Genomic DNA, 20,043 nt, shown 5'->3' with positions numbered 1-20,043 from the left:
CGGCCGGTCAGAGCCGGCGGGGGCCGGTGTCCGGGCGGGCGCCGGCCGAGCCCACCCCGACGGCGGCGTGCAGCACGGAGATGCCGTCCGGGCGGGCCAGCACCGGGTTGAGGGTGAGCGACCGGACCCGGGGCTGCTCGTCGGCGAGCCGGCCGACCCGCAGCAGCAGGTCTACCAGGGCGGCCCGGTCGACCGGCGCGGCGCCCCGGTGCCCGCGCAGCAGCGGCGCGGCACGCGGCTCGTCGACCAGCTCAGCGGCGTCCCGGTCGGTCAGCGGCACCGCCCGCCAGGCCCGGTCGCCGAGCAGCTCGGTGGCGACCCCGCCGAGGCCGAACCCGACCACCGGCCCGAACGCCGGATCCTCCATCAGCTCCACCACACAGGCCACCCCGGGCGGGACCATCGGCTGGACCAGGACGTCCGCGCCGAAGACGGGCGTCATCTCGGCGTACGCGCGGCGCAGCGCGGCCGGGTCGGCGAGGTCGAGGCGTACCGCGCCGAGGTCGAGGCGGTGCCGCAGGCCGGGGGCGGCCGCCTTGAGCGCCACCGGCCAGCCGAGCCGCTCGGCGGCGGCGAGCGCCTCGTCCACGGTGGCCGCCGGGGCGGACTCCACCAGGTCGATCCCGTACGCGCCGAGCAGCCCGGACGGGTCGGAGGCGTCGGCACGGAGCGCGGCCTGCCCGGCCAGCCGGTCCACCCGGGGCAGCTCCGGCAGGGTTCCCGGGTCCCGGCGCAGCCAGGCGGCGTACCCGGTGACCCGGGCGAGCGCCCGGACCGCCTCCTCCACGCTCGGGTACGCCGGCACCCCGGCCGGCACCCGACCGGCGAGGAAGGTGGCCACGGTCGGCTTGCCGGCCGCCAGCGCGGCCGGCAGCGCGGCGGTGAAGTCCGCCTCCTCGACGGTGACCTGCCCGGGCAGCGGCGGCGCGAAGACCGCGACGAGGGCGTCCACCCGCTCGTCGGCCGTCGCCTCGGCGAGGGCGGCGGCGAACTCGGCTGCCCCGGCGTGCGGACCGACGTCGCGCGGGTACCCCTCGGCGGGGGTGAGCCCCTGGGCGGCGCAGGCGGTGGCGGCGAGGCCGGTCAGCGCGGAGGAGTTGCCCACCACGGCGACCCGGGGCCCGGCGGGCAGCGGCTGGTGGGCCAGGAGCACACCCACGTCGAGCAGCTCGGCGACGGTGTCCACCCGGATCACCCCGGACTGGGCGAAGAGCGCGCTGACCGCGGCCTCGTCCAGGGCCGGCCCGTCGCCGAGGCCGGCCGGCCGGGCCAGCGAGGCGAGCGCCACCACCGGCTTGTCCCGGCCGATCCGGCGGGCCAGCCGGGCGAACTTGCGCGGGTTACCGAAGGTCTCCAGATAGAGCAGGATGACGTCGGTGCCGGGGTCGTCCTGCCAGTACTGGAGCAGGTCGTTGCCGGAGACGTCGGCCCGGTTGCCGGCCGAGACGAAGCTGGACAGGCCCAGGCCGCGCCGGGACGCCTCGGCCAGCAGCGCCACCCCGAACACGCCGGACTGGCTGAACAGGCCGACCCGGCCGGGGGCGGGCAGCACCGGGGCGAGGGTGGCGTTGAGGCGTACCTTCTCGTCGGTGTTCGCCACCCCCAGGCAGTTCGGGCCGACGACCCGCATGCCCGCCGCGTGCGCCGCGCGGACCAGCGCGCGCTGCGCGGCCGCGCCCTGGCCGCCGGCCTCGGCGAAGCCGGCGGAGATGACCACCAGGCCGTGCGCGCCGGCGGCGGCCGCGTCGGCGACCACCCCGGACGCCGCGTCGGGGGCCACCGCGACGACCGCCAGGTCGATCTCCGCGCCGGCATCGGCCGCCGAGGGGTACGCGGGCAGCCCGGCGACGGTCGCCGCGCTCGGATGCACCGGGACGATCGCGCCGGCGTAGCCACCGTCGCGCAGGTGCCCGAGCACGGCCGCGCCGACGCCCTGCCCGGTGGCGCTGGCCCCGTAGACGGCGATGCCGCGCGGGGCGAGCAGCCGGGTGATCGAGCGGGCCTCGGTGCGGTGCTCCCGGCCGCGCTGCACCTCGAGCGTGGCCTCGGTCGGCGCGATCGGGAAGCTCAGGTGCACCACGCCGTCGGCGTACTGGCGCTGAACCTGGTAGCCGAAGTCGGAGAAGACCCGCAGCATCGCGCCGTTGCTGGGCAGCACCTCGGCGACGAAGTGCACGAGGCCGTAGCGCCGGGCCGCGTCGGCCAGGTGTTCCAGCAGCACCGAGCCGATCCCCCGGCCCTGGTAGTCGTCCTCCACCACGAAGGCCACCTCGGCCTCCGGGGAATCCGGGCCGAGCCGCTCGTACCGGCCGACGGCGACGATCCGGTCACCGGCGAGCACCACGAACGCCTCCCGGTCGCGGTGGTCGACGTTGACGAAGCGTTGCAGGTCCCGGTCCGGGATCCGCGGGTACGGGGAGAAGTAGCGCAGGTAGCGGGTGCGCTCGGAGAAGCGCGAGTGCATCGCCACGATGTCCGGCGCGTCCTGCGGCCGGATCGGTCGCAGCTGGACGGCGCTGCCGTCGCTGAGCAGCACGTCCACCGGTTGGTCGACTGTGGTCACCGGTCGGTCCCCTCCCCCGGCCACCGGCTCAGTCGCGCGGATCGTGCGGGTCGAGCCCGTGCAGCGGGAAGACCGCCTTGCGGACGGCGGCGATGGCCCGGTCCACCGAGTTCGGCTCGCCGGTGGGCTGCCACGGCTGGTACGTCGGGTCGACGTCGTCGGTCATCCGCAGCGGGACCTCCCGCCCGGGCAGCCGCCGCTGGGCCAGCTCCCGCCAGGCTGGCGGGGTGAGGGTGGCCGGGTCGAGCGGGTCGCCGGTGGCCACCGCGAGCAGGTGGCCCCAGGCCCGCGGCACCACCTCCACCAGGGCGTACCCGCCGCCGCCGGTGGCCACCCAGCGGCCCTCGCAGAGCTCGTCGGCGAGCGCCCGCAGGGCGAGGTACGTGGCGCGCTGCCCGTCCACGGACAGGTGCAGGTCGGCCAGCGGGTCGACCCGGTGCCCGTCGGCGCCGCACTGGGTGACGAGGATCTGCGGCCGGAACGCCCGCAGCACCGAGGGCACGATCGCGTGGAAGGCGCGCTGCCAGCCGGCGTCGCCGGTGCCGGGCGGCAGCGGCACGTTCACCGCGCTCCCCTCGGCGCCCGGCCCACCGGTCTCGTCGGGGAAACCCGTGCCGGGGAAGAGCGCGAGCGGGGTCTCGTGCAGGCTGATCGTCAGCACCCGCGGGTCGGTCCAGAAGGCCGCCTGCACGCCGTCGCCGTGGTGCACGTCCACGTCGACGTAGGCGATCCGCTCGGCGCCCAGGTCGAGCAGGCGGGCGATGGCCACCGCCGGGTCGTTGTAGACGCAGAACCCGGCCGCCCGGGCCGGCATGGCGTGGTGCAGCCCGCCGGCCACGTTGACCGCGCGCCGGGCCTCGCCCCGCCAGACCGCCTCGGCGGCGGCCACGCTGGCCCCGACGATCAGCGCGCTGGACTCGTGCATCCCGTCGAAGACCGGGTTGTCCGACGTGCCCAGCCCGAACCCGGCGAAGAGCGGGTCGGCCGGGGCGGCGCGCACCGCGTCCAGGTAGCCCGGGTCGTGCACCAGGGTCAACAGCGCGTCGTCGGCCGGCTCCGGCTTGACCAGGCGCACCCCCGGGCGGTCGAGGACGCCCAGCTCGCGGGCCAGTGCGACGGTCAGCTCGACGCGTACCGGGTCGAGGGGGTGCTCCCCCATGTCGTAGGCGAGCAGGGACTCGTCCCACACCACCACCGTGTCGTCCGACATGGGGCCATCGTCGCACGCGCGCCGCCGGCCGCCCACCGCACGCGCGACTCAGCGCGGCGGTTCCTCCCCGGTGGCCACCGGGCGGTCCGGGTCGGCCACCCACTCGCTCCAGGAGCCGACGTAGAGCGCGGCGTCCGGCCGGCCAGCCAGGTGCAGCGCCAGCACGGCCTGCGCGGCGGTCACCCCCGAGCCGCAGTACGCCCCGACCGGAGCGCCGCCGGTCACCCCGGCCCGGGCGAACCGCTCGCGCAGCGCCTCGGCGGCCGGGAAGCGCCCCTCGGTGACGTACGCCGGGGCGGGCAGGTTGACCGCGCCGGGAACGTGCCCGGCGACCGGGTCGATCGGCTCGGTCTCGCCCCGGTAGCGGGGGGCGGCCCGCACGTCGAGCAGGACCCCTTCGTCGGCGGCGGCGAGTCCCGCCGCCGTGGCGGTGTCCAGCACCGGCAGGCCGCCGGGGCGGACGGTCACGTCCCCGGGTGGCGGGGTGGGCACGTCGGTGGAGGTCGGCAGGCCGGCGGCCACCCAGGCCGGCCACCCGCCGTGCAGCAGGCGCACCTCCCGGTGCCCGGCCCAGCGCAGGGTCCACCAGGCGCGGGCCGCGGCCATGCCGTCACCGCCGTCGTACACCACCACCGGGTGACCGGCGCGGACGCCGGCGGCCCGCAGCGCCGCCCGGAGCGCGGCGGGGTCGGGCAGCGGGTGCCGGCCGGCGGCGCCCGGCGGGCCACAGAGCGCGGTGTCCAGGTCGATGAAGACCGCGCCGGGCAGGTGGCCGGCCGCGTAGTCGTCCCGGCCGGGCGGGCCGGTCAGCCGCCAGCGCACGTCGAGCAGGGTCGGCGGGTCGGGCTGGGCCAGCGCGGCGGCGAGCTGGTCGGCCTCGACCAGCGGCGTCTCGGTACCGGACATGGTGCCCAGTCAACACCATCCGGGCAGCGACCTCGCGGTTCGCCGTCGGTCGACCGTCGGGGGCGAGGGGTAGCATCGACCCCCGGGAGGCCGCTGACGTGAAGCATGACCTGGTCGACACGACCGAGATGTACCTGCGCACCATCCTCGAGCTCGAGGAGGAGGGTGTGCCGCCGCTGCGCGCGCGGATCGCCGAGCGGCTGCGGCAGAGCGGGCCCACCGTCAGCCAGACCGTCGCCCGGATGGAGCGCGACGGCCTGCTCACCGTCGAGGGCGACCGGCACCTGGCGCTGACCGCGCTGGGCCGCAACAGCGCGGTGTCGGTGATGCGCAAGCACCGCCTCGCCGAGCTGCTGCTGGTCAACGTGATCGGGATGCCCTACGAGGAGGCCCACGAGGAGGCCTGCCGCTGGGAGCACGTGATGAGCGACGCGGTCGAGAAGCGGGTCTACGACCTGCTCAACCGGCCGACCCGCTCGCCGTACGGGAACCCGATCCCGGGGCTGGAGGAGCTGGGCTCGCCGGAGCCCGAGGCCGCCGACAGCATCGAGGGCGAGCGCAACCTGGCGTTCCCCGGCCTCACCGGCCAGGTCGTGGTGCGGCGGATCTGTGAGAGCGTGCAGACCGACGCGGACGTGCTGCGCCAGCTGCACGCCGCCGGGGTCGACCCGGGCGCCACGGTGACCGTGGCCCAGGAACGCGACGGGGTGTTCATCGACCGCTCGGGCGAGCGGGTCCGGCTCCCCCGCGAGGTCGCCTCCCGGGTATTCGTCGCCGCCCACTGACCCGGGCGGCGGATTCCGCCGGCCCGCGCCGGCGTCGGCTCACATCGCCCGGGTGTTGAGCGTCCGGGCCAGCACGACCAGCTTGCCGGCCTGCGCGTCCGCCTCCGCCTTCGCGGCGGTCGGGCGCAACGTCCAGCGCAGGGTGGCCAGCCGGTCCTCGGCGGCCAGCCAGCCCACCTCGGCCACCGGCCCGTGCGTCCCGGCCTTCGGCAGCGTCCGGCGGTAGGCGACCTGACCCAGCTTCGGCACCGTGGCCGCCCCGTCGGGGCGGACATCGGCGGTGAAGGTCGGCACGTCGATCGAGGTGTCGGTGACCGCCAGGGTCAGCTCCGGCCAGGTGGCGGAGGCGGAGCGGACCACGCAGGTGTGGGTGTCGCCCCGGTCGCTGGCCGCCGCCACGTCGAAGCGGCCGCCGGTGTGCTTCGCGATGACCGTGAAGTCCAGCAGCTTGCAGGCGCCGCCGGACGAGGCCGCCACCGCCGCCACCCGTACCGGCGCCGCCTCGGGCAGCGCCACCGGTGTTTCCTGCTCCGCCCCGCAACCGGTGGTCAGCAGGACGGCCGTGGCGGCGAGCCAGATCCGCGCGTACACGTGGCACCTCCGCGATCGTCGGCGGAGGCCCGCCGGATGTCCGTCGGACACCGTACGGGCTGCCCCCGCCGGACGGAACCCCCCGGTCGGGCCTCAGCCCGCCGGCAGGTCGCGCATCCTCCGCAGTGGAGAGCAGACCACGAAGAGCGACGCGCTCCAGGTGCCCAGGGCGCACACCACCAGCGCCGGCCGCATCCCCCACTGGTCGCCGAGCGTTCCGCCGAAGAGCGCGCCGAGCGGCACCACCCCGAAACAGACCCAGAGGAACGCCGCGTTGACCCGGCCCAGCAGCTCCGGCGGGGTGATCCGCTGCCGGTACGACAAGATCGATACGTTGTAGAGCACCACGTTGGCCGAGAACGCGGCCAGCCCGACGACGTAGAGAGTGAGACCCCAACCGGGACGGGCCAGCGGGACCAGCAGGTAGAGCGGCCCCGGCACGGCCATCGCCATCCAGATGAGTCGGGCCGAGCCGACCCGGCGGGACAGCCGGTCGGCGAACACGCCGGTGAGCAGGCCACCCGTCGCGCTCAGGGAGAGCACCAGCCCGACGGTCGCCGGAGCGGCGTGCAGCTCCCGCACCAGGAAGCTGACCTCCAGCGAGCTGGTGCCGACCGCGAAGAAGTTCGACGTGCTGGTGCAGGCCAGGATGCTCAGCAGGATCGGTTGGCGGCGGACGAAGCCGAGCCCCTCGGTGAGGGCGGCCCGTAGCGGCACCGGCCCGGCGGTGGCCGACCGGTCCCGCGCCGGCGGCCGGATCAGCAGCAGCGTCACCGCGCTGACCAGGAAGGCCGCCGCGGTGCCGAGGAACGTCCGGGCCGCGCCGATCAGCCCGGTCAGGGCACCGCCGATGCTCGGCCCGACCAGCGAGGCGGCATCCTGGCTGACGGTGAGCCGGGCATTGCCGGCGACCAACTGGTCGGCCGGGACGAGCCGCGGCAGGGTGCTCTTGTACGCCACGGTGAAGAGCACGGTGAGCACGCCGGAGAGCCCGACGACGACGTACAGCAGGGGCAGGGTGAGGCGGCCGACCAGGGCGACCACCGGCAGCGACAGCATCAGCGCCGCCCGACCCAGGTCACAGCCGACCATCAGCCGCCGCTGGTCCACCCGGTCGGCGAGCAGGCCGGCCGGGAGCGAGAAGAGCAGGTACGGCAGCCAGGCCAGGACGGTCAGCATCGAGACCTGGAAGACGCCGGCGCGCAGCGTGTCCGCGGCGAGCAGCGGCACCGCCACCCCGGAGATCCGGGTACCCAGCTCGCTGACCGTCTGCCCGCCCCAGAGCAGCGCGAAGTTCCGGCTGCGCCACAGCGGCACGGGCGCGGTACGGGCGGGCATCTCCAGCTGGCGGGTCACCGCCACACGCTAGGGGTACGGCCTTCCCGGCGGCATCCGGATTAGGGCGTCGTCGACGTGGGCGGCATCAGCGGCGCCGCAGGGCAGGGTCGAGCAGGGCGGGCGGGGTGTCGTTCTTCTCGTGCGCGGCCAGGTCGACACCGGGAGCGACGATGGCGTCGATCGCGTCGAGCACGTCGGCGGAGAGCACGGTGTCAGCGGCGGCGACCTGGGAGCTCAGGTGGTCCAGCGTTCGTGGGCCGATGATCGCGCTGGTCACGGCGGGATGCGCGGTGACGAACCCGAGCGAGAGCTGGATCATGGTCAAACCGGCCTGGTCGGCGACCTTGGCCAGCTGCTCGACGGCGTCCAGCCGCGCCCGGTTGGACGCGATGGCGGTGTCGAAGCGCTGCGGCATGAACGTGGACCGGTTCGTCGTGACCTCCCGGCCCGCGCGGACCGCGCCCGACAGCCAGCCCGAGGCCAGGGGGCTCCAGACCAGGACCCCGAGCCCGTACTGCTCGGCCACGGGGAGGACGTGAGCCTCGATCCCGCGCTGCAGGATGGAGTAGCTGGGCTGCTCGGTGACGTACCGGCTCAGGTGATTGTCGCGGGCGGCCCACTGGGCCTGGACGAGGCGGTAGGCCGGGAAGGTCGAGGTGCCGAAGTAACGGATCTTTCCGGCCCGCTGCAGGTCGGTCAGCGCCGACAGGGTCTCCTCGTCGCTGGTGGTCGGGTCCCACCGATGGACCTGGTAGAGATCGACGTGGTTGACGTCGAGCCGGCGCAGGCTGTCGTCCAGCGCGCTGACCAGCCAGCGGCGCGAGCTGCCCCGCTGGTTGCGGTCGTCGCCCATCGGCAGGTACGCCTTGGTCGCCAGCACGATGTCGTCGCGTCGTCCGGCGATGGCCTTGCCGACCATCTCTTCGGACTGGCCGTTGCCGTACGCGTCGGCGGTGTCGATCAGGTTGATCCCCGCTTCGAGAGCGGCGTCGACGATGGCGGTGGCCTCGTCCTGGGTGGTGTTCCCGATCTTGCCGAAGTTCATCGTGCCGAGCGCGAGAGTGCTGACCTGCACACCGGTGCGGCCCAAGGTGCGGTACTGCATGAGCGCGTTCCTTTCTGGTGGCCGCACGTGACTGCGGCCCTGGCTGGGTGATCCCTCGTTCCCGTGCCATCATGGGCAGACGGAACCGTGTTCCGTTAACCATACGGAACGGCGTTCCGTTTAACAAGGCGGATGATGAGGAAGCAGCAAAGGAGGCGGCGGAGTGACGGACATGGCAGGGCAGGCCCCCCGTAGGCGGGCCGACGCCCGACGCAACGAGAGCGCTCTGCTCGACGCCGCCGCAGCAGTCTTCGTCACCTCGGGCATCGAGGCGCCGGTGCGCGACATCGCCGCCCGGGCGGGCGTCGGGGTGGGCACGGTCTACCGCCACTTCCCGACCCGAGCGGATCTGGTGGTCGCCGTCTACCGACACCAGGTCGAGGCGTGCGCCGAGGCCGGCGCGACCTGCCTCGACAGCGCGACCACCCCGTACGCCGCACTCTCTCGATGGATCGACCGGTTCGTCGATTTCCTCGTGACCAAACACGGACTGGCCGCCGCGCTGCGGTCAGACGATGCCCAGTTCGAGACCCTGCACGCCTACTTCCTCGATCGGCTCGTGCCCGTGTGCACCCAACTGCTCGACGCCGCGGCCGCTTCGGGCGAGATCCGCGCCGACGTGGAGGCCTACGAGCTCATGCGCGGGGTCGGGAACCTGTGCATAGGCGCGGACAGCGACCCCCGCTACGACGCGCGTCGACTGGTCGAGCTCCTCATCGCCGGACTACGCCCACCGCGCTGACCCCGGCTACCTCGTATCAGTCGTCGACGTAGGGGCAGTGCCGGCAGCCGCGACCGCAGCAGGTGCCCCGGCGGGCCAGGAAGCCGGCGCTGAGCACGAAGAGCCCGCTGACCGGGTCGAGGTAGCCGGCCTCCCCGGCGGCCAGCGCGGCGGTGTGCGCGGCGAGGATCCGCGCCCGCTCGGGGTGGTCGAGGGGCAATCGGGCGGGATGCGGCTCGGTCAACGGCCGGTCCGCCAGCGGAAGTCGCTCCCCACTCATCGCGGCGAGTCTACGGAGGTGGAAACTCGCTGGCGGGTGCCGGTGGCTGCGGTGAGGCTGGCGGGATGGCCTACCGACTGCGCGAGACCGACCCGCCCGCCGACGCCGTACGCCGACTCACCCTCGTCCCGTTCCTGCCCGACGGCCCCTGCGCGGCCGTACCCGACGAGCGGGGTGACCCCCGACTGCCCGGCGGGCCGGTGCGGCCCGGCGAACACTGGCTGCTCGACGCTGCGCTGCGGATCCCCCTCGAGACGGCCGGGTTCAAGGCCCAGCGGGTCCACCCCTTCGCGGTCGACGACGACCACCTGTACGTCTGGCTGGCCGGCGACCGGTACACGGGACGCCGGCCGCACGCGCGGGTGGACCTGCTCACCTGCCCCGCCGACGTCCTCGCCGACCGGCTGGACGTCGCCGGTCGCCCCGATCAGGCCCGCGCGGTGCGCGACGGCGCCCGGTCATTGCACGGCCAGGACGACACCGGCTGGTACGCCGACGCGGTCCGCCTGCTGGAGCCCGCCTATCTGCGCGGAAAGACCCCGCAGGCCGGGTCGGGCTTCGGCGGGGACGCCGCCGAGTGGCGGGCGCTGCGCGGGATGATCGTGGACGGGGTACGCGGCGACGGCACCTTCCTCGACCTGGGCTGCGCCAACGGGCTGCTGATGGAGTCGGTGGTGGCCTGGGCGGCGGAGCGTGGCCACCGGCTTGAGCCGTACGGAGTGGACCTGGCGCCTGGCCTGGTCGCGCTGGCGCGGAGCCGGCTGCCGCGCTGGGCCGACCGGATCGAGGTCGGCAACGCCATCGACTGGCGGCCGGCGGACGGGCATCGCTTCACCTACGTGCACGCCCTGCTCGACCTGGTGCCGCCGACCCGGCGCGGCGACCTGGTCCGGCACGCGCTCGCCGAGCTGGTCGCACCGGGCGGGCGGGTGCTGGTCAGCCACTACCAGGCGGCCGGCGGCACCGACCTGTCCGCGGCGGAGCACCTGCGCCGGCTGGGCTTCCGGGTGGACGGGTCGAGCGCGGCGGCCGACCCACGCCGTGGCAGCACGGCCTGGTTGAACGGCTGAGTCGGCAACCGGGCAATCGGTCTCGGAGCGGACCCGGGTCAGGTCAGTTGACCCTCCGTAACCTCCGCCCTGCCGCTCTTCGCGGAGAGCGATATGCCTCTGCGTCATAAATTTGACGCAGAGGCATATCGCTCGCGACAGCAACCGGGTCCGGGCCGCACGCCGGAACCGAAGACGTGCCGCCCACGAGCCCGGCGCGCCGACGCCCGCGTCGCCGTGCTGGTCAGCCGAACCAGATCATCGCCTGGCCGTGCGACCGGGTCCAGGCGAGCGGCCGTCCGTCCAGCGCGAGGACGTTGTGCAACGCCTCGCCCGGTGGCTCCGGCAACGCGTCGTGGGGCAGCACCTCCGCCGCCTCGGTGGCGATCCAGTGCCCGGGCAGCTCGCGCACCACCGCGGCGAACGCCTGCCGCCGCGCCGCCGGCACCTGGTACAGCACCGAGCTGTGGAACACCACCAGCGTCGCCCCGGCCGGCGCCCGCGCGGCCAGCGCCGGCAGGTCGTCCACCAGGTCCCCGCGGACGAGGAGCGGCGGGTCGGCCGCCGCGACCCGCGCCGCCGCCCGGAGACGGACGCGGCGGTGCGTGTGCTCCGGCCAGATCAGCGCCTCGAGCCAGGCGACGTCGGCGGGGTCGGTCACGTCCAGGGGGTTCAGGTCCAGGCCGGCCCGCCACACCACCTCGGGTAGACCGGCGGGCGGCGCGATCCCGGTGACCGCGCACTCCAGGACCGGTTCGCCCGCCCCGACCCGGTGGTCGCCGTACCGGTAGGCGTACCGGTCGGGGTAGAGGCAGAGCCCGGCGGAGGCGCCGACCTCCAGCAGCGCGAGCGGCTGCGGCAGCGCCGCGAGCACCGGCAGGAGTACGGCACACCGCCCCGCCTCGTTCGTCTGGGTGGCCCGGGTCCGCAGCCCCGCCCGGATCACCGGCCAGCGCGCCACCGCGAAGTCGTGGAACGCCGCCGGGTCGCCGACCGGGCCGCCGAGCCACCGGACGACGGCGAACAGCAGTTGCGGCTGCCGCTTGGCCGGCGGGAGCGTGCCGAGCAGCGCGAGGAGTTCCTCGTCGCGGGCGACCGCGAGGGCGAGCCGCTCGTACGTGGGCGACACGCCACGCGCCTCCCGGGCGGCGAACTGGGCGTATCTTCCGGCGGTCGTCACGCCCCGATGATCGCAGTCCGGGAAGCACGAAGGGTGCCCGCGACCGGGCCCCGGGCGTGCGCACACGCCCGGGGCCCGATCAGCGGTCGTACGTCAGCTGCAGCCGCTGGTGGAGCCGCAGCCCTCGCAGACGTAGCAGCTACCGGCCGGCCGCATCTTGGTGCCGCAGGTGAAGCAGAGCGGCGCGTCGGCGGCCTTGCCGATCACGGCCTCCAGCAGCTCGGTGGAGGAACCCACCAAAGGCGCCGGCTTGGCGGCGGCCACGTCGACCATCTCCTGGGCCGGCTGGGCGACCGGGCCGGTCTTCGTCTCCGGCGACTCCAGCGGAGCGGAGGAGGCCATCGCGGTCAGCTCCGCGCCGCTGACCGACGCGCTCTCCGCCTCGGCCTCGGCCCGCAGCTGGGCGGCCCGCTCCTTGGCGGTGAAGATGCCCAGCTCGGCGCGGCGCTCGTAGGGCAGGAAGTCCAGCGCCAGGCGACGGAAGATGTAGTCCATCACCGAGGCCGCCATCCGCACGTCCGGGTCGTCGGTCATGCCGGCCGGCTCGAAGCGCATGTTGGTGAACTTGCTGACGAACGTCTCCAGCGGGACGCCGTACTGCAGGCCGATGGAGATGGCCACCGAGAAGGCGTCCATCACGCCGGCCAGGGTCGAGCCCTGCTTGGACATCTTGAGGAAGACCTCGCCGAGACCGTCGTCCGGGTAGGACGACGCGGTGAGGTAGCCCTCGGCGCCGCCGACCGAGAAGCTGACCGTCTCCGACGGGCGCTTCTTCGGCAGGCGCTTGCGCACCGGCCGGTACTCGACGACCTTCTCCACCACCGGGGCGGCCTCGACGACCGCCGGCTCGGTGGCCTTGTTGGACTTGGCCACCGAGAGCGGCTGGCCGACCTTGCAGTTGTCCCGGTAGATCGCCAGCGCCTTGAGGCCGAGCTTCCAGCCCTCGAAGTAGATCTTCTCGACGTCCTCGACGGTCGCCTGCTCCGGCATGTTGACCGTCTTGGAGATGGCGCCGGAGACGAACGGCTGGACGGCCGCCATCATCCGCACGTGCCCCATCGGGGCGATGGACCGCTCGCCCATCGCGCAGTCGAAGACCGGGTAGTGCTCCGGCTTCAGGCCGGGGGCGTCCACCACGTGGCCGTGGTCGGCGATGTGCTCGACGATCGCCTCGACCTGCTCCTCGGGGTAGCCGAGGCTGCGCAGGGCGCGCGGAACGGTCTGGTTGACGATCTGCATCGAGCCGCCACCGACCAGCTTCTTGAACTTGACCAGCGCCAGGTCCGGCTCCACGCCGGTGGTGTCGCAGTCCATCATGAAGCCGATGGTGCCGGTCGGCGCGAGCACGCTGGCCTGCGAGTTGCGCCAGCCGAACTTGTCACCGACCTTGTTGCCCTCGGTCCACTGCTTGGTGGCCTCCCGCTGGATGGCGGTGGCGACGGTGCCGGCCGGCTTGATGGCGTCGTTGGCGGCTGCGTGCTTGCGCATGACCCGCTTGTGCGGCTCCGCGTTGCGGGCGTAGCCCTCGTACGGGCCGACGACGCCGGCCAGCTCGGCCGAGCGGCGGTACGCGGTGCCGGTCATCAGCGAGGTGATCGCCGCGGCCACCGAGCGGCCCTGCTCCGAGTCGTACGGCAGGCCCGACGCCATCAGCAGCGCACCGAGGTTGGCGTAGCCGATGCCGAGCTGCCGGTAGGCGCGGGTGGTCTCGCCGATCTTCTCGGTCGGGAAGTCGGCGAAGCAGATCGAGATGTCCATCGCGGTGATGACCAGCTCGACCGACCGGACGAACTTCTCCACCTCGAAGCCACCGTCGGCGCGGAGGAACTTCATCAGGTTCAGCGAGGCCAGGTTGCACGAGGAGTTGTCCAGGTGCAGGTACTCCGAGCACGGGTTCGATGCGGTGATCCGCCCGGTCTCCGGGCAGGTGTGCCAGTCGTTGATGGTGTCGTCGTACTGCAGGCCGGGGTCGGCGCACTCCCAGGCGGCCTGGGAGATGCTGCGGAACAGCTTCTTCGCGTTGATCGTCTCAATGGTCGCCCCGTCGAGCCGGCCGCGCAGGTCGAAACCGCCGTCGTTCTCCACCGCCGTCATGAACTCGTCGGAGACCCGGACCGAGTTGTTGGCGTTCTGGTACTGCACACTGACGATGTCGGCGCCGCCCAGGTCCATGTCGAAGCCGGCGTCCCGCAGCGCGCGGATCTTGTCCTCCTCGCGCGCCTTGGTGACCACGAACTCCTGGATGTCCGGGTGGTCCACGTCGAGGATGACCATCTTGGCCGCGCGCCGGGTGGCGCCGCCGGACTTGATGGTGCCGGCGGAGGCGTCCGCGCCGCGCATGAAGCTGACCGGGCCGGAGGCGTTGCCGCCGGAGGAGAGCAGCTCGCGGGAGGAGCGGATCCGGGACAGGTTGACGCCGGAGCCGGAGCCGCCCTTGAAGATCAGCCCCTCCTCCTTGTACCAGTCCAGGATGGAGTCCATCGAGTCGTCGACCGCGAGGATGAAGCAGGCGCTGACCTGCTGCGGCGACGGCGTGCCGACGTTGAACCAGACCGGCGAGTTGAAGCTGAACACCTGGTGCAGCAGCATCCAGGTCAGCTCGTGCGCGAAGATCTCGGCGTCCGCCGGATTGGCGAAGTAACCGTTCTCCTCGCCGGCCTTGCGGTAGGTGGTGACCACCCGGTCGATCAGCTGCTTGAGCGACCACTCCCGCTCCGGGGTCCCCACCGCGCCCCGGAAGTACTTGGTGGTCACGATGTTGGCCGCGTTGACGCTCCAGGACTCGGGGAACTCCACCCCGCGCTGCTCGAAGTTGATCGAGCCGTCCCGCCAGTTCGTCATCACGACGTCGCGGCGCTCCCACGCCACCTCGTCGTAGGGGTGCACGCCCTCGGTCGTCCAGACCCGCTGGACCTTCAGTGCCGAACCCGCGCCGGCCTTGGTCCGCGACCGACTGGTTGTCACGCCGTCCCCCGCCATCTCATCCGCCCCCTCGTCTGCGCGGTCACCCACCGCGCGTCGTCACTGTCAGAAATCTAAAAAACTCAACTGGTACGGCCTGCGGCCCCGACCGCGCCGGTCTCGCGGGCCCGTGCCCGCAACGTCTCGATCTCCCGCTCGAAGTCGGCGAGCGAGTCGAAGGACCGGTAGACGCTGGCGAAGCGGAGGTACGCCACCTCGTCCAGGTCCCGCAGCGGGCCCAGGATCGCCAGCCCCACCTCGTGGCTCGGGATCTCGGCGGCCCCCTTGGCCCGTACGGTCTCCTCGACCTTCTGCGCGAGCAGCGCAATCGAGTCCTCGTCGACCGGCCGGCCCTGGCACGCCTTGCGCACCCCGCCGATGATCTTCGTCCGGCTGAACGGCTCGGTCACCCCGCTGCGCTTGACCACCGCGAGGACGGCCTCCTCCACCGTGGTGAACCGCTTGCCGCACTCCGGGCAGGAACGGCGGCGACGGATCAGCTGCCCGTCGTCGGCCTCCCGCGAGTCGACCACCCGGGAGTCGGCGTGTCGGCAGTATGGACAGCGCATCGCCTGACCTCCTTGATCGACCCTGGGTGCGCGCCGCCCGCACCCGGGCACGCTTCGACCCGGCGAGGCCGGCTTCTGCGGCCCTCGCCGTCCTCGACGGTACGGGAGTGCGGTCGGTAGTCGAACCCAACCTGTAGGCAACTTACGCCCATGTGACTACTACATCTAGGGGTCGACCGTAGGCCGCCGACCGGTCGTGGTCAAGTTGGCCGGCGTGTCCGGCGCGTCACCTCAGACGATCTTCGGCACACCCCCTCCCGGAGAACTCGACGGCCACCGGAGCGCCCGCCGCCGACCTCCCAACCGACCGGGGCGCCGGGAGGTTACCGGCCGTCCGGCCGGCAGCCGGGAAACGGACGGCCACCCCGAAAGCGCCTGCCGGTCGAACACGAGTTCGACGAGGACGTACCATTTATCAGAACGCGCGTTCGAGATACCAGGATTTCCGTCCGACACGCCGACGGCACGTCGTACAGATGTTTGAAAATGACCGATCTCACCTATACGGTCATGAACGACCGGGCGCGGCGCGAAACGCCGGACCGGGCACCGCGACACCCCGCACGCACCACGAGCCGCCAAGGCACCCAGCGCCGACCAGGGAGGACGGACGTGACCGAGGACCGGGCCAGCCGGCAGAAGAACCCGCAGCCGATCGCCGAGGCGGGTCCGCCGGCCACTCGGCGCCCCCGCGTTGCCCGCAGCCGCACCGGCCAGCCGGCCGTGCGGTCGGTCACCCCGGTGGTCAGCAGCTTCCCCGACCCGGCCACCGTCGACCTCACCGCGCGGCAGCGTCGCATCCTGGAGTTCATCCGCAGCTGGGTCGAGCGGCACGGCTACCCGCCGAGCGTCCGGGAGATCGGCGAGGCGGTCGGGCTGGTCTCCCCGTCGAGCGTCGCCTACCAGCTCAAGGAGCTGGAGAAGAAGGGCTTTCTGCGCCGGGACCCCAACCGGCCCCGCGCGGTCGACGTCCGGGCCCCCAGCGACGCCGCCGACGACGAGCTGAGCCGCGCCCAGCGGCCCACCCCGGCGTACGTGCCGATGCTGGGCCGGATCGCCGCCGGTGGCCCGATCCTCGCCGAGCAGGCGGTGGAGGACATCTTCCCGCTCCCCCGCGAGCTGGTGGGTGAGGGCGAGGTCTTCATGCTTCAGGTCAAGGGCGACTCGATGCTCGACGCGGCGATCTGCGACGGCGACTGGGTGGTGGTCCGCCAGCAGCCGACCGCCGAGGCGGGCGACATCGTGGCGGCCATGCTCGACGGCGAGGCGACCGTCAAGACCTACCGCCGGCGGGACGGGCACGTGTGGCTGATGCCGCAGAACCCGGCCTTCGACCCGATCCCCGGTGACGACGCCACCATCATGGGCCGGGTCGTCGCCGTGCTGCGCCGGATCTGAGCACCTGACGCACGAGGGGTGACCGCCGGGCGGCGGTCACCCCTCGTTCTCGTCCGATCAGTACCGCTCGCCCCGACCGGGACCGGGCCGCTGGCCGTGGCCGTACTGGCCGCCGCGCCGATCGTCGGGGCCGCCGTCGCGGCGCGGGCCGTGCCCCTGCTCCCGCGGCCCGGGCTCGCGGCGGGGCGGCTCGGACCGCCCGCCACCGCCGTAGACACCGCCGCCGCGGGGGCCACCGCCGTTGTTCGGCACGGCGCCGTTCGGCGGGCCGCCGGGGCGACCACCACCCGGCCCGCCACCGTCCGGCGCACCACCGCCGCCGTAGACCCCGCCGCCCGCCGGCCGGCCGCCGCCGCCGCCGCCGCCGTAGACGCCACCACCGGCCGGGCGTCCACCGCCGGGCGCCGGCACACCGCCGGGCGGGCGGCCACCGCCGTAGACCCCGCTACCGGGCGCTGCTCGCCCCGGTACGCCGTTCGCGCCACCCGGAGCGCCGTAGACGCCGCTACCCGCCGGCGCGCCGCCGTAGACGCCGCCCCGCGGCCGGTCCGCACCGGGACCGTCGCCGAAGCCGTCCTCCGGACGACCGAGGGCGCCGGAGGAGAACGGGTCGTCCCGGCCCGGACGGTCGAGCGCGTCGCGGTCGTCGTCGCCCGGTGGCGGGTTGCGCCGGGAGCGGAGGATCCCGAAGACACCGGCGCCGACCAGCAGCGCGCCCAGCACGCCGATCGCCCCGATCAGGTAGGTGATCTGGTCCAGGCTGAGCCCGTCGGTCCAGGACTTCTCGGCCACCGGCTTGGCCGCCTTGGCGGCGCCCTCGGGGCCGTCCGCGCCCTTGGTCGACGGGGTGTAGGCGAGGATGTCGATCGGCTCGTCCTCGGAGAGCTCGCCGCCGTCGGAGACGGTGACGAAGGAGCGGCCGTCCGGGGTGTAGGAGATGGCCTCGCCGAACGGGTCGGCCAGCGGGGTGACCCGGGGCGTGCCGGTGCTCAGCGCCGCGAGCACGTCGCCACCCGTCACGTCGTACTCGAAGGCGTCCGCGTAGGTGCGCAGCACCACCTTGCTGCCGTCCGGGGATCGGGCGGCGCCGGTGATGGCGACCCGGCCGATGATGTTCAGCGGGTTCTCGGTGGTGGTCTTCGGCAGGGTGATCTCGCCGACCTTCTTCATCGGCACCGGGTCGGTGTCGCCGCTGGGCAGCTTCCCCTGCGGGGTGAAGATCTCCGCCTTGCCGCTGGGCACCTTGGTGATCACCAGCGGCAGGCCGTTGGCCCCGATCAGCAGCGCCTCGGCGTCGTGCGGCTTGCCCTCCGGGTACGACATCCGGTGCAGCACCGGCTGCTTGGCCCCGGTGACCGGCATGCTCCACACCGCGATCCGGGGGCGCCGCTCCTTGCTGGTCACGTTGTCGCCGATGTCGGCGATCCAGAGCGTGTTGCCGTCCGGGGAGAGCGCGAGATCCTCGGTGTCGAACGGGCCGGAGCCGGAGTAGCGGACCGGATCCTTGGCGATCTGACACTTGGTGTCGAGGAAGAAGACCTTCTTACCGCTCTCCTGCAGGGTGCCGTCGTTGATCACGATGTAGCCGGTCTTGGTGGCCACCAGCCCGGAGAGCTCGCGCAGCCGCGGATCCTCGACCGTGCACCGCTTCTTGCCCGGGGTCACGGGAGCGGACGACGTGGGTGCCGCGAGGGCGACACCGGCGGATGCCACGGTAGCCCCCAGCAGGCCGAGGGCTACCGTGACCGAGGAGACAGCGCGGCGCATTCCCCCAGTGTCGCATGCCGGGTACGCGGGGACGGTGCCCCAGGAGCGCTTCAGCGGGCGGCGCCGACCGCCTGCTGCTCGGACGCGGCGAACGGCGCCAGCTCGGCGGCGATCGCCTCGGAGACCCGTACGTGCAGCAGAGTCCCCTCCGGCAGGTGGGCGGTGCTCAGCACCTCACCCTGCCGGTGCAGCCGGGCGACCAGGTCACCACGGTCGTACGGCAGCACGGCGCGCACCTCCACCGCGGGGCGGGGCAGCCGCTCCTCGATGGCCTGGCGCAGCCCGTCGAGCCCCCGACCGTTGTAGGCGGAGACGAAGACGGCGTCCGGCCAGATCCGCTTGAGCCGCAGCAGGGTCTCCTCGTCGGCCGCGTCGGTCTTGTTGATCACCAGCAGCTCGGGCAGCCGGTCGGCGCCCACCTCGGAGAGCACCTCGCGGACCGCGCGAACCTGCTCCTCCGGGTCGGGGTGGGTGCCGTCGACCACGTGCACCACCAGGTCGGACTCGGCGACCTCCTCCAGCGTCGAGCGGAACGCCTCGACGATCTGGTGCGGCAGGTGCCGGACGAACCCGACGGTGTCGGAGAGGGTGTAGAGCCGCCCGTCGGAGGTGGTGGCCTTGCGGGTGGTCGGATCCAGGGTGGCGAAGAGCGCGTTCTCCACCAGCACGCCGGCGCCGGTGAGCCGGTTGAGCAGGCTCGACTTGCCGGCGTTGGTGTAGCCGGCGATCGCCACCGCCGGGACCGCGTTACGCGAACGGCGGGCGCGCTTGGTCTGGCGTACCGTCTTCATGCCCTTGATCTCCCGGCGCAGCCGGGAGATGCGGGTGCGAATCCGGCGCCGGTCGGTCTCCAGCTTGGTCTCACCGGGACCACGCAGACCCACGCCGCCGCCGGCGCCGCCGCCGCGACCGGAACCACCGGTCTGCCGGGACAACGTCTCACCCCAACCGCGCAGGCGCGGCAGCAGGTATTCGAGCTGGGCCAGCTCGACCTGCGCCTTACCTTCCTTGCTCTTGGCGTGCTGGGCGAAGATGTCGAGGATCAGCGCGGTGCGGTCGACCACCTTGACCTTGGTGCGCTGCTCCAGGTTGCGGAGCTGGGACGGGGAGAGTTCACCGTCGCAGATCACCGTGTCGGCGCCGGTGGCCAGAACCATCGCGCCCAGGTCGTCGACCTTGCCCCGGCCGATGTAGGTGGCCGGGTCGGGGCGGTTGCGCCGCTGGATCAGCCCCTCGAGCACCTGCGAGCCGGCCGTCTCGGCCAGCGCCGCGAGCTCGGTCAGGGAGTTGTCGGCGTCGGTCTGCGTGCCCTCGGTCCAGACGCCCACCAGGACCACCCGCTCCAGGCGCAGCTGCCGGTACTCGACCTCGGTGACATCGGTGAGTTCGGTGCTGAGGCCGGGGACCCGCCGCAGCGACTGCCGCTCCGACAGTTCCATCTCGCCGGTGGTGGCATCGAGCTCCTCGTCCTCGAAGGGCACGAAGCTCTCCTGGTCTCGCAAACTGGTCTCCTGTCCGTTTTGACGCTAAGGAAGCAATCCTGACATGTAGCAACGCGCCGCGCACCTGCTATATGCCCACCCTCGCCCGGCGGAAAAGCGGGGGTGGATGCCGGCCGAC

16 protein-coding genes are annotated in these 20,043 nt (G+C 73.5%); 4 read left to right on the top strand and 12 right to left on the bottom strand.

Translation table 11 applies throughout. The features are described 5' to 3' along the window. Positions 1–7: 7 nt before the first annotated feature. The 3 genes from AC5RWQ_RS00645 to AC5RWQ_RS00635 are packed head-to-tail and all read right to left on the bottom strand — an operon-like array spanning position 8 to position 4,679. A complete protein-coding gene (locus AC5RWQ_RS00645; protein WP_494280788.1) occupies positions 8–2,563 on the bottom strand; it encodes a bifunctional acetate--CoA ligase family protein/GNAT family N-acetyltransferase in 2,556 nt (851 codons plus the stop codon). 28 nt (positions 2,564–2,591) lie between these two features. Further along, the gene (locus AC5RWQ_RS00640; protein WP_494280787.1) at positions 2,592–3,773 is read right to left on the bottom strand and encodes an acetoin utilization protein AcuC; all 1,182 of its coding nucleotides are present in this window, start codon (positions 3,771–3,773) and stop codon (positions 2,592–2,594) included. Between the two features lie 48 nt (positions 3,774–3,821). Further along, positions 3,822–4,679 carry a sulfurtransferase gene (locus tag AC5RWQ_RS00635; RefSeq protein ID WP_494280786.1) on the bottom strand — a complete coding sequence of 286 codons (858 nt, stop codon included), beginning with the start codon at positions 4,677–4,679 and terminating at the stop codon, positions 3,822–3,824. A gap of 98 nt (positions 4,680–4,777) precedes the next feature. Here AC5RWQ_RS00635 and AC5RWQ_RS00630 point away from each other — a divergent pair, with 98 nt between their 5' ends. Then, on the top strand, positions 4,778–5,464 hold the full coding sequence (locus tag AC5RWQ_RS00630; RefSeq protein WP_334493427.1) for an iron-dependent transcriptional repressor DtxR: 687 nt from the start codon (positions 4,778–4,780) through the stop codon (positions 5,462–5,464). A 39-nt stretch (positions 5,465–5,503) separates the two neighbouring features. Here the strand turns inward: AC5RWQ_RS00630 and AC5RWQ_RS00625 are convergent, their stop codons facing one another. From AC5RWQ_RS00625 to AC5RWQ_RS00615, 3 genes are all read right to left on the bottom strand, one after another. Beyond that, positions 5,504–6,055, bottom strand: coding sequence for a hypothetical protein (locus tag AC5RWQ_RS00625; RefSeq protein ID WP_494280785.1), 552 nt, complete (start codon positions 6,053–6,055; stop codon positions 5,504–5,506). A 93-nt stretch (positions 6,056–6,148) separates the two neighbouring features. Beyond that, positions 6,149–7,411, bottom strand: a complete 1,263-nt coding sequence (locus tag AC5RWQ_RS00620) for an MFS transporter (protein WP_494280784.1) — start codon at positions 7,409–7,411, stop codon at positions 6,149–6,151. Positions 7,412–7,478: 67 nt separating this feature from the next. Continuing rightward, positions 7,479–8,498, bottom strand: coding sequence for an aldo/keto reductase (locus AC5RWQ_RS00615; protein WP_494280783.1), 1,020 nt, complete (start codon positions 8,496–8,498; stop codon positions 7,479–7,481). Positions 8,499–8,670: 172 nt separating this feature from the next. Between AC5RWQ_RS00615 and AC5RWQ_RS00610 the strand changes: the two genes are divergently transcribed. Further along, positions 8,671–9,240 (top strand): TetR/AcrR family transcriptional regulator, encoded by a 570-nt coding sequence (locus AC5RWQ_RS00610; RefSeq protein ID WP_494281133.1) that lies wholly within the window; start codon positions 8,671–8,673, stop codon positions 9,238–9,240. Between the two features lie 16 nt (positions 9,241–9,256). Here the strand turns inward: AC5RWQ_RS00610 and AC5RWQ_RS00605 are convergent, their stop codons facing one another. Continuing rightward, positions 9,257–9,499, bottom strand: coding sequence for a DUF5522 domain-containing protein (locus AC5RWQ_RS00605; RefSeq protein ID WP_494280782.1), 243 nt, complete (start codon positions 9,497–9,499; stop codon positions 9,257–9,259). A 65-nt stretch (positions 9,500–9,564) separates the two neighbouring features. On the opposite strand from AC5RWQ_RS00605, the gene AC5RWQ_RS00600 reads away from it, so the two are divergent. Further along, positions 9,565–10,569 carry a class I SAM-dependent methyltransferase gene (locus tag AC5RWQ_RS00600; RefSeq protein ID WP_494280781.1) on the top strand — a complete coding sequence of 335 codons (1,005 nt, stop codon included), beginning with the start codon at positions 9,565–9,567 and terminating at the stop codon, positions 10,567–10,569. A gap of 223 nt (positions 10,570–10,792) precedes the next feature. On the opposite strand, the gene AC5RWQ_RS00595 is transcribed toward AC5RWQ_RS00600, so the two are convergent. The 3 genes from AC5RWQ_RS00595 to nrdR form a co-directional block, all read right to left on the bottom strand. Beyond that, entirely contained in the window at positions 10,793–11,728 is a 936-nt protein-coding gene (locus tag AC5RWQ_RS00595; protein ID WP_494280780.1) for a DUF2332 domain-containing protein, read from the bottom strand. 93 nt (positions 11,729–11,821) lie between these two features. Then, complete coding sequence (locus tag AC5RWQ_RS00590; RefSeq protein ID WP_494281132.1) at positions 11,822–14,707, bottom strand: vitamin B12-dependent ribonucleotide reductase; 2,886 nt, start codon at positions 14,705–14,707, stop codon at positions 11,822–11,824. A 65-nt stretch (positions 14,708–14,772) separates the two neighbouring features. Then, complete coding sequence (gene nrdR, locus AC5RWQ_RS00585; protein ID WP_494280779.1) at positions 14,773–15,258, bottom strand: transcriptional regulator NrdR; 486 nt, start codon at positions 15,256–15,258, stop codon at positions 14,773–14,775. Between the two features lie 612 nt (positions 15,259–15,870). Here nrdR and lexA point away from each other — a divergent pair. Then, entirely contained in the window at positions 15,871–16,656 is a 786-nt protein-coding gene (gene lexA / locus AC5RWQ_RS00580; RefSeq protein WP_334493404.1) for a transcriptional repressor LexA, read from the top strand. Between the two features lie 57 nt (positions 16,657–16,713). Here lexA and AC5RWQ_RS00575 read toward each other — a convergent pair whose 3' ends face one another. Beyond that, positions 16,714–18,423: a hypothetical protein gene (locus AC5RWQ_RS00575; protein ID WP_494280778.1), complete on the bottom strand. Its 1,710-nt coding sequence runs from the start codon at positions 18,421–18,423 to the stop codon at positions 16,714–16,716. 50 nt (positions 18,424–18,473) lie between these two features. Then, positions 18,474–19,925, bottom strand: a complete 1,452-nt coding sequence (hflX, locus tag AC5RWQ_RS00570) for a GTPase HflX (RefSeq protein ID WP_494280777.1) — start codon at positions 19,923–19,925, stop codon at positions 18,474–18,476. Positions 19,926–20,043: the final 118 nt, after the last annotated feature.

The organism is Micromonospora sp. BS32, assembly GCF_059089345.1.
The sequence above is the reverse complement of the archived record's forward strand: the minus strand, read 5'-3'. Positions and strand labels throughout refer to the sequence as shown.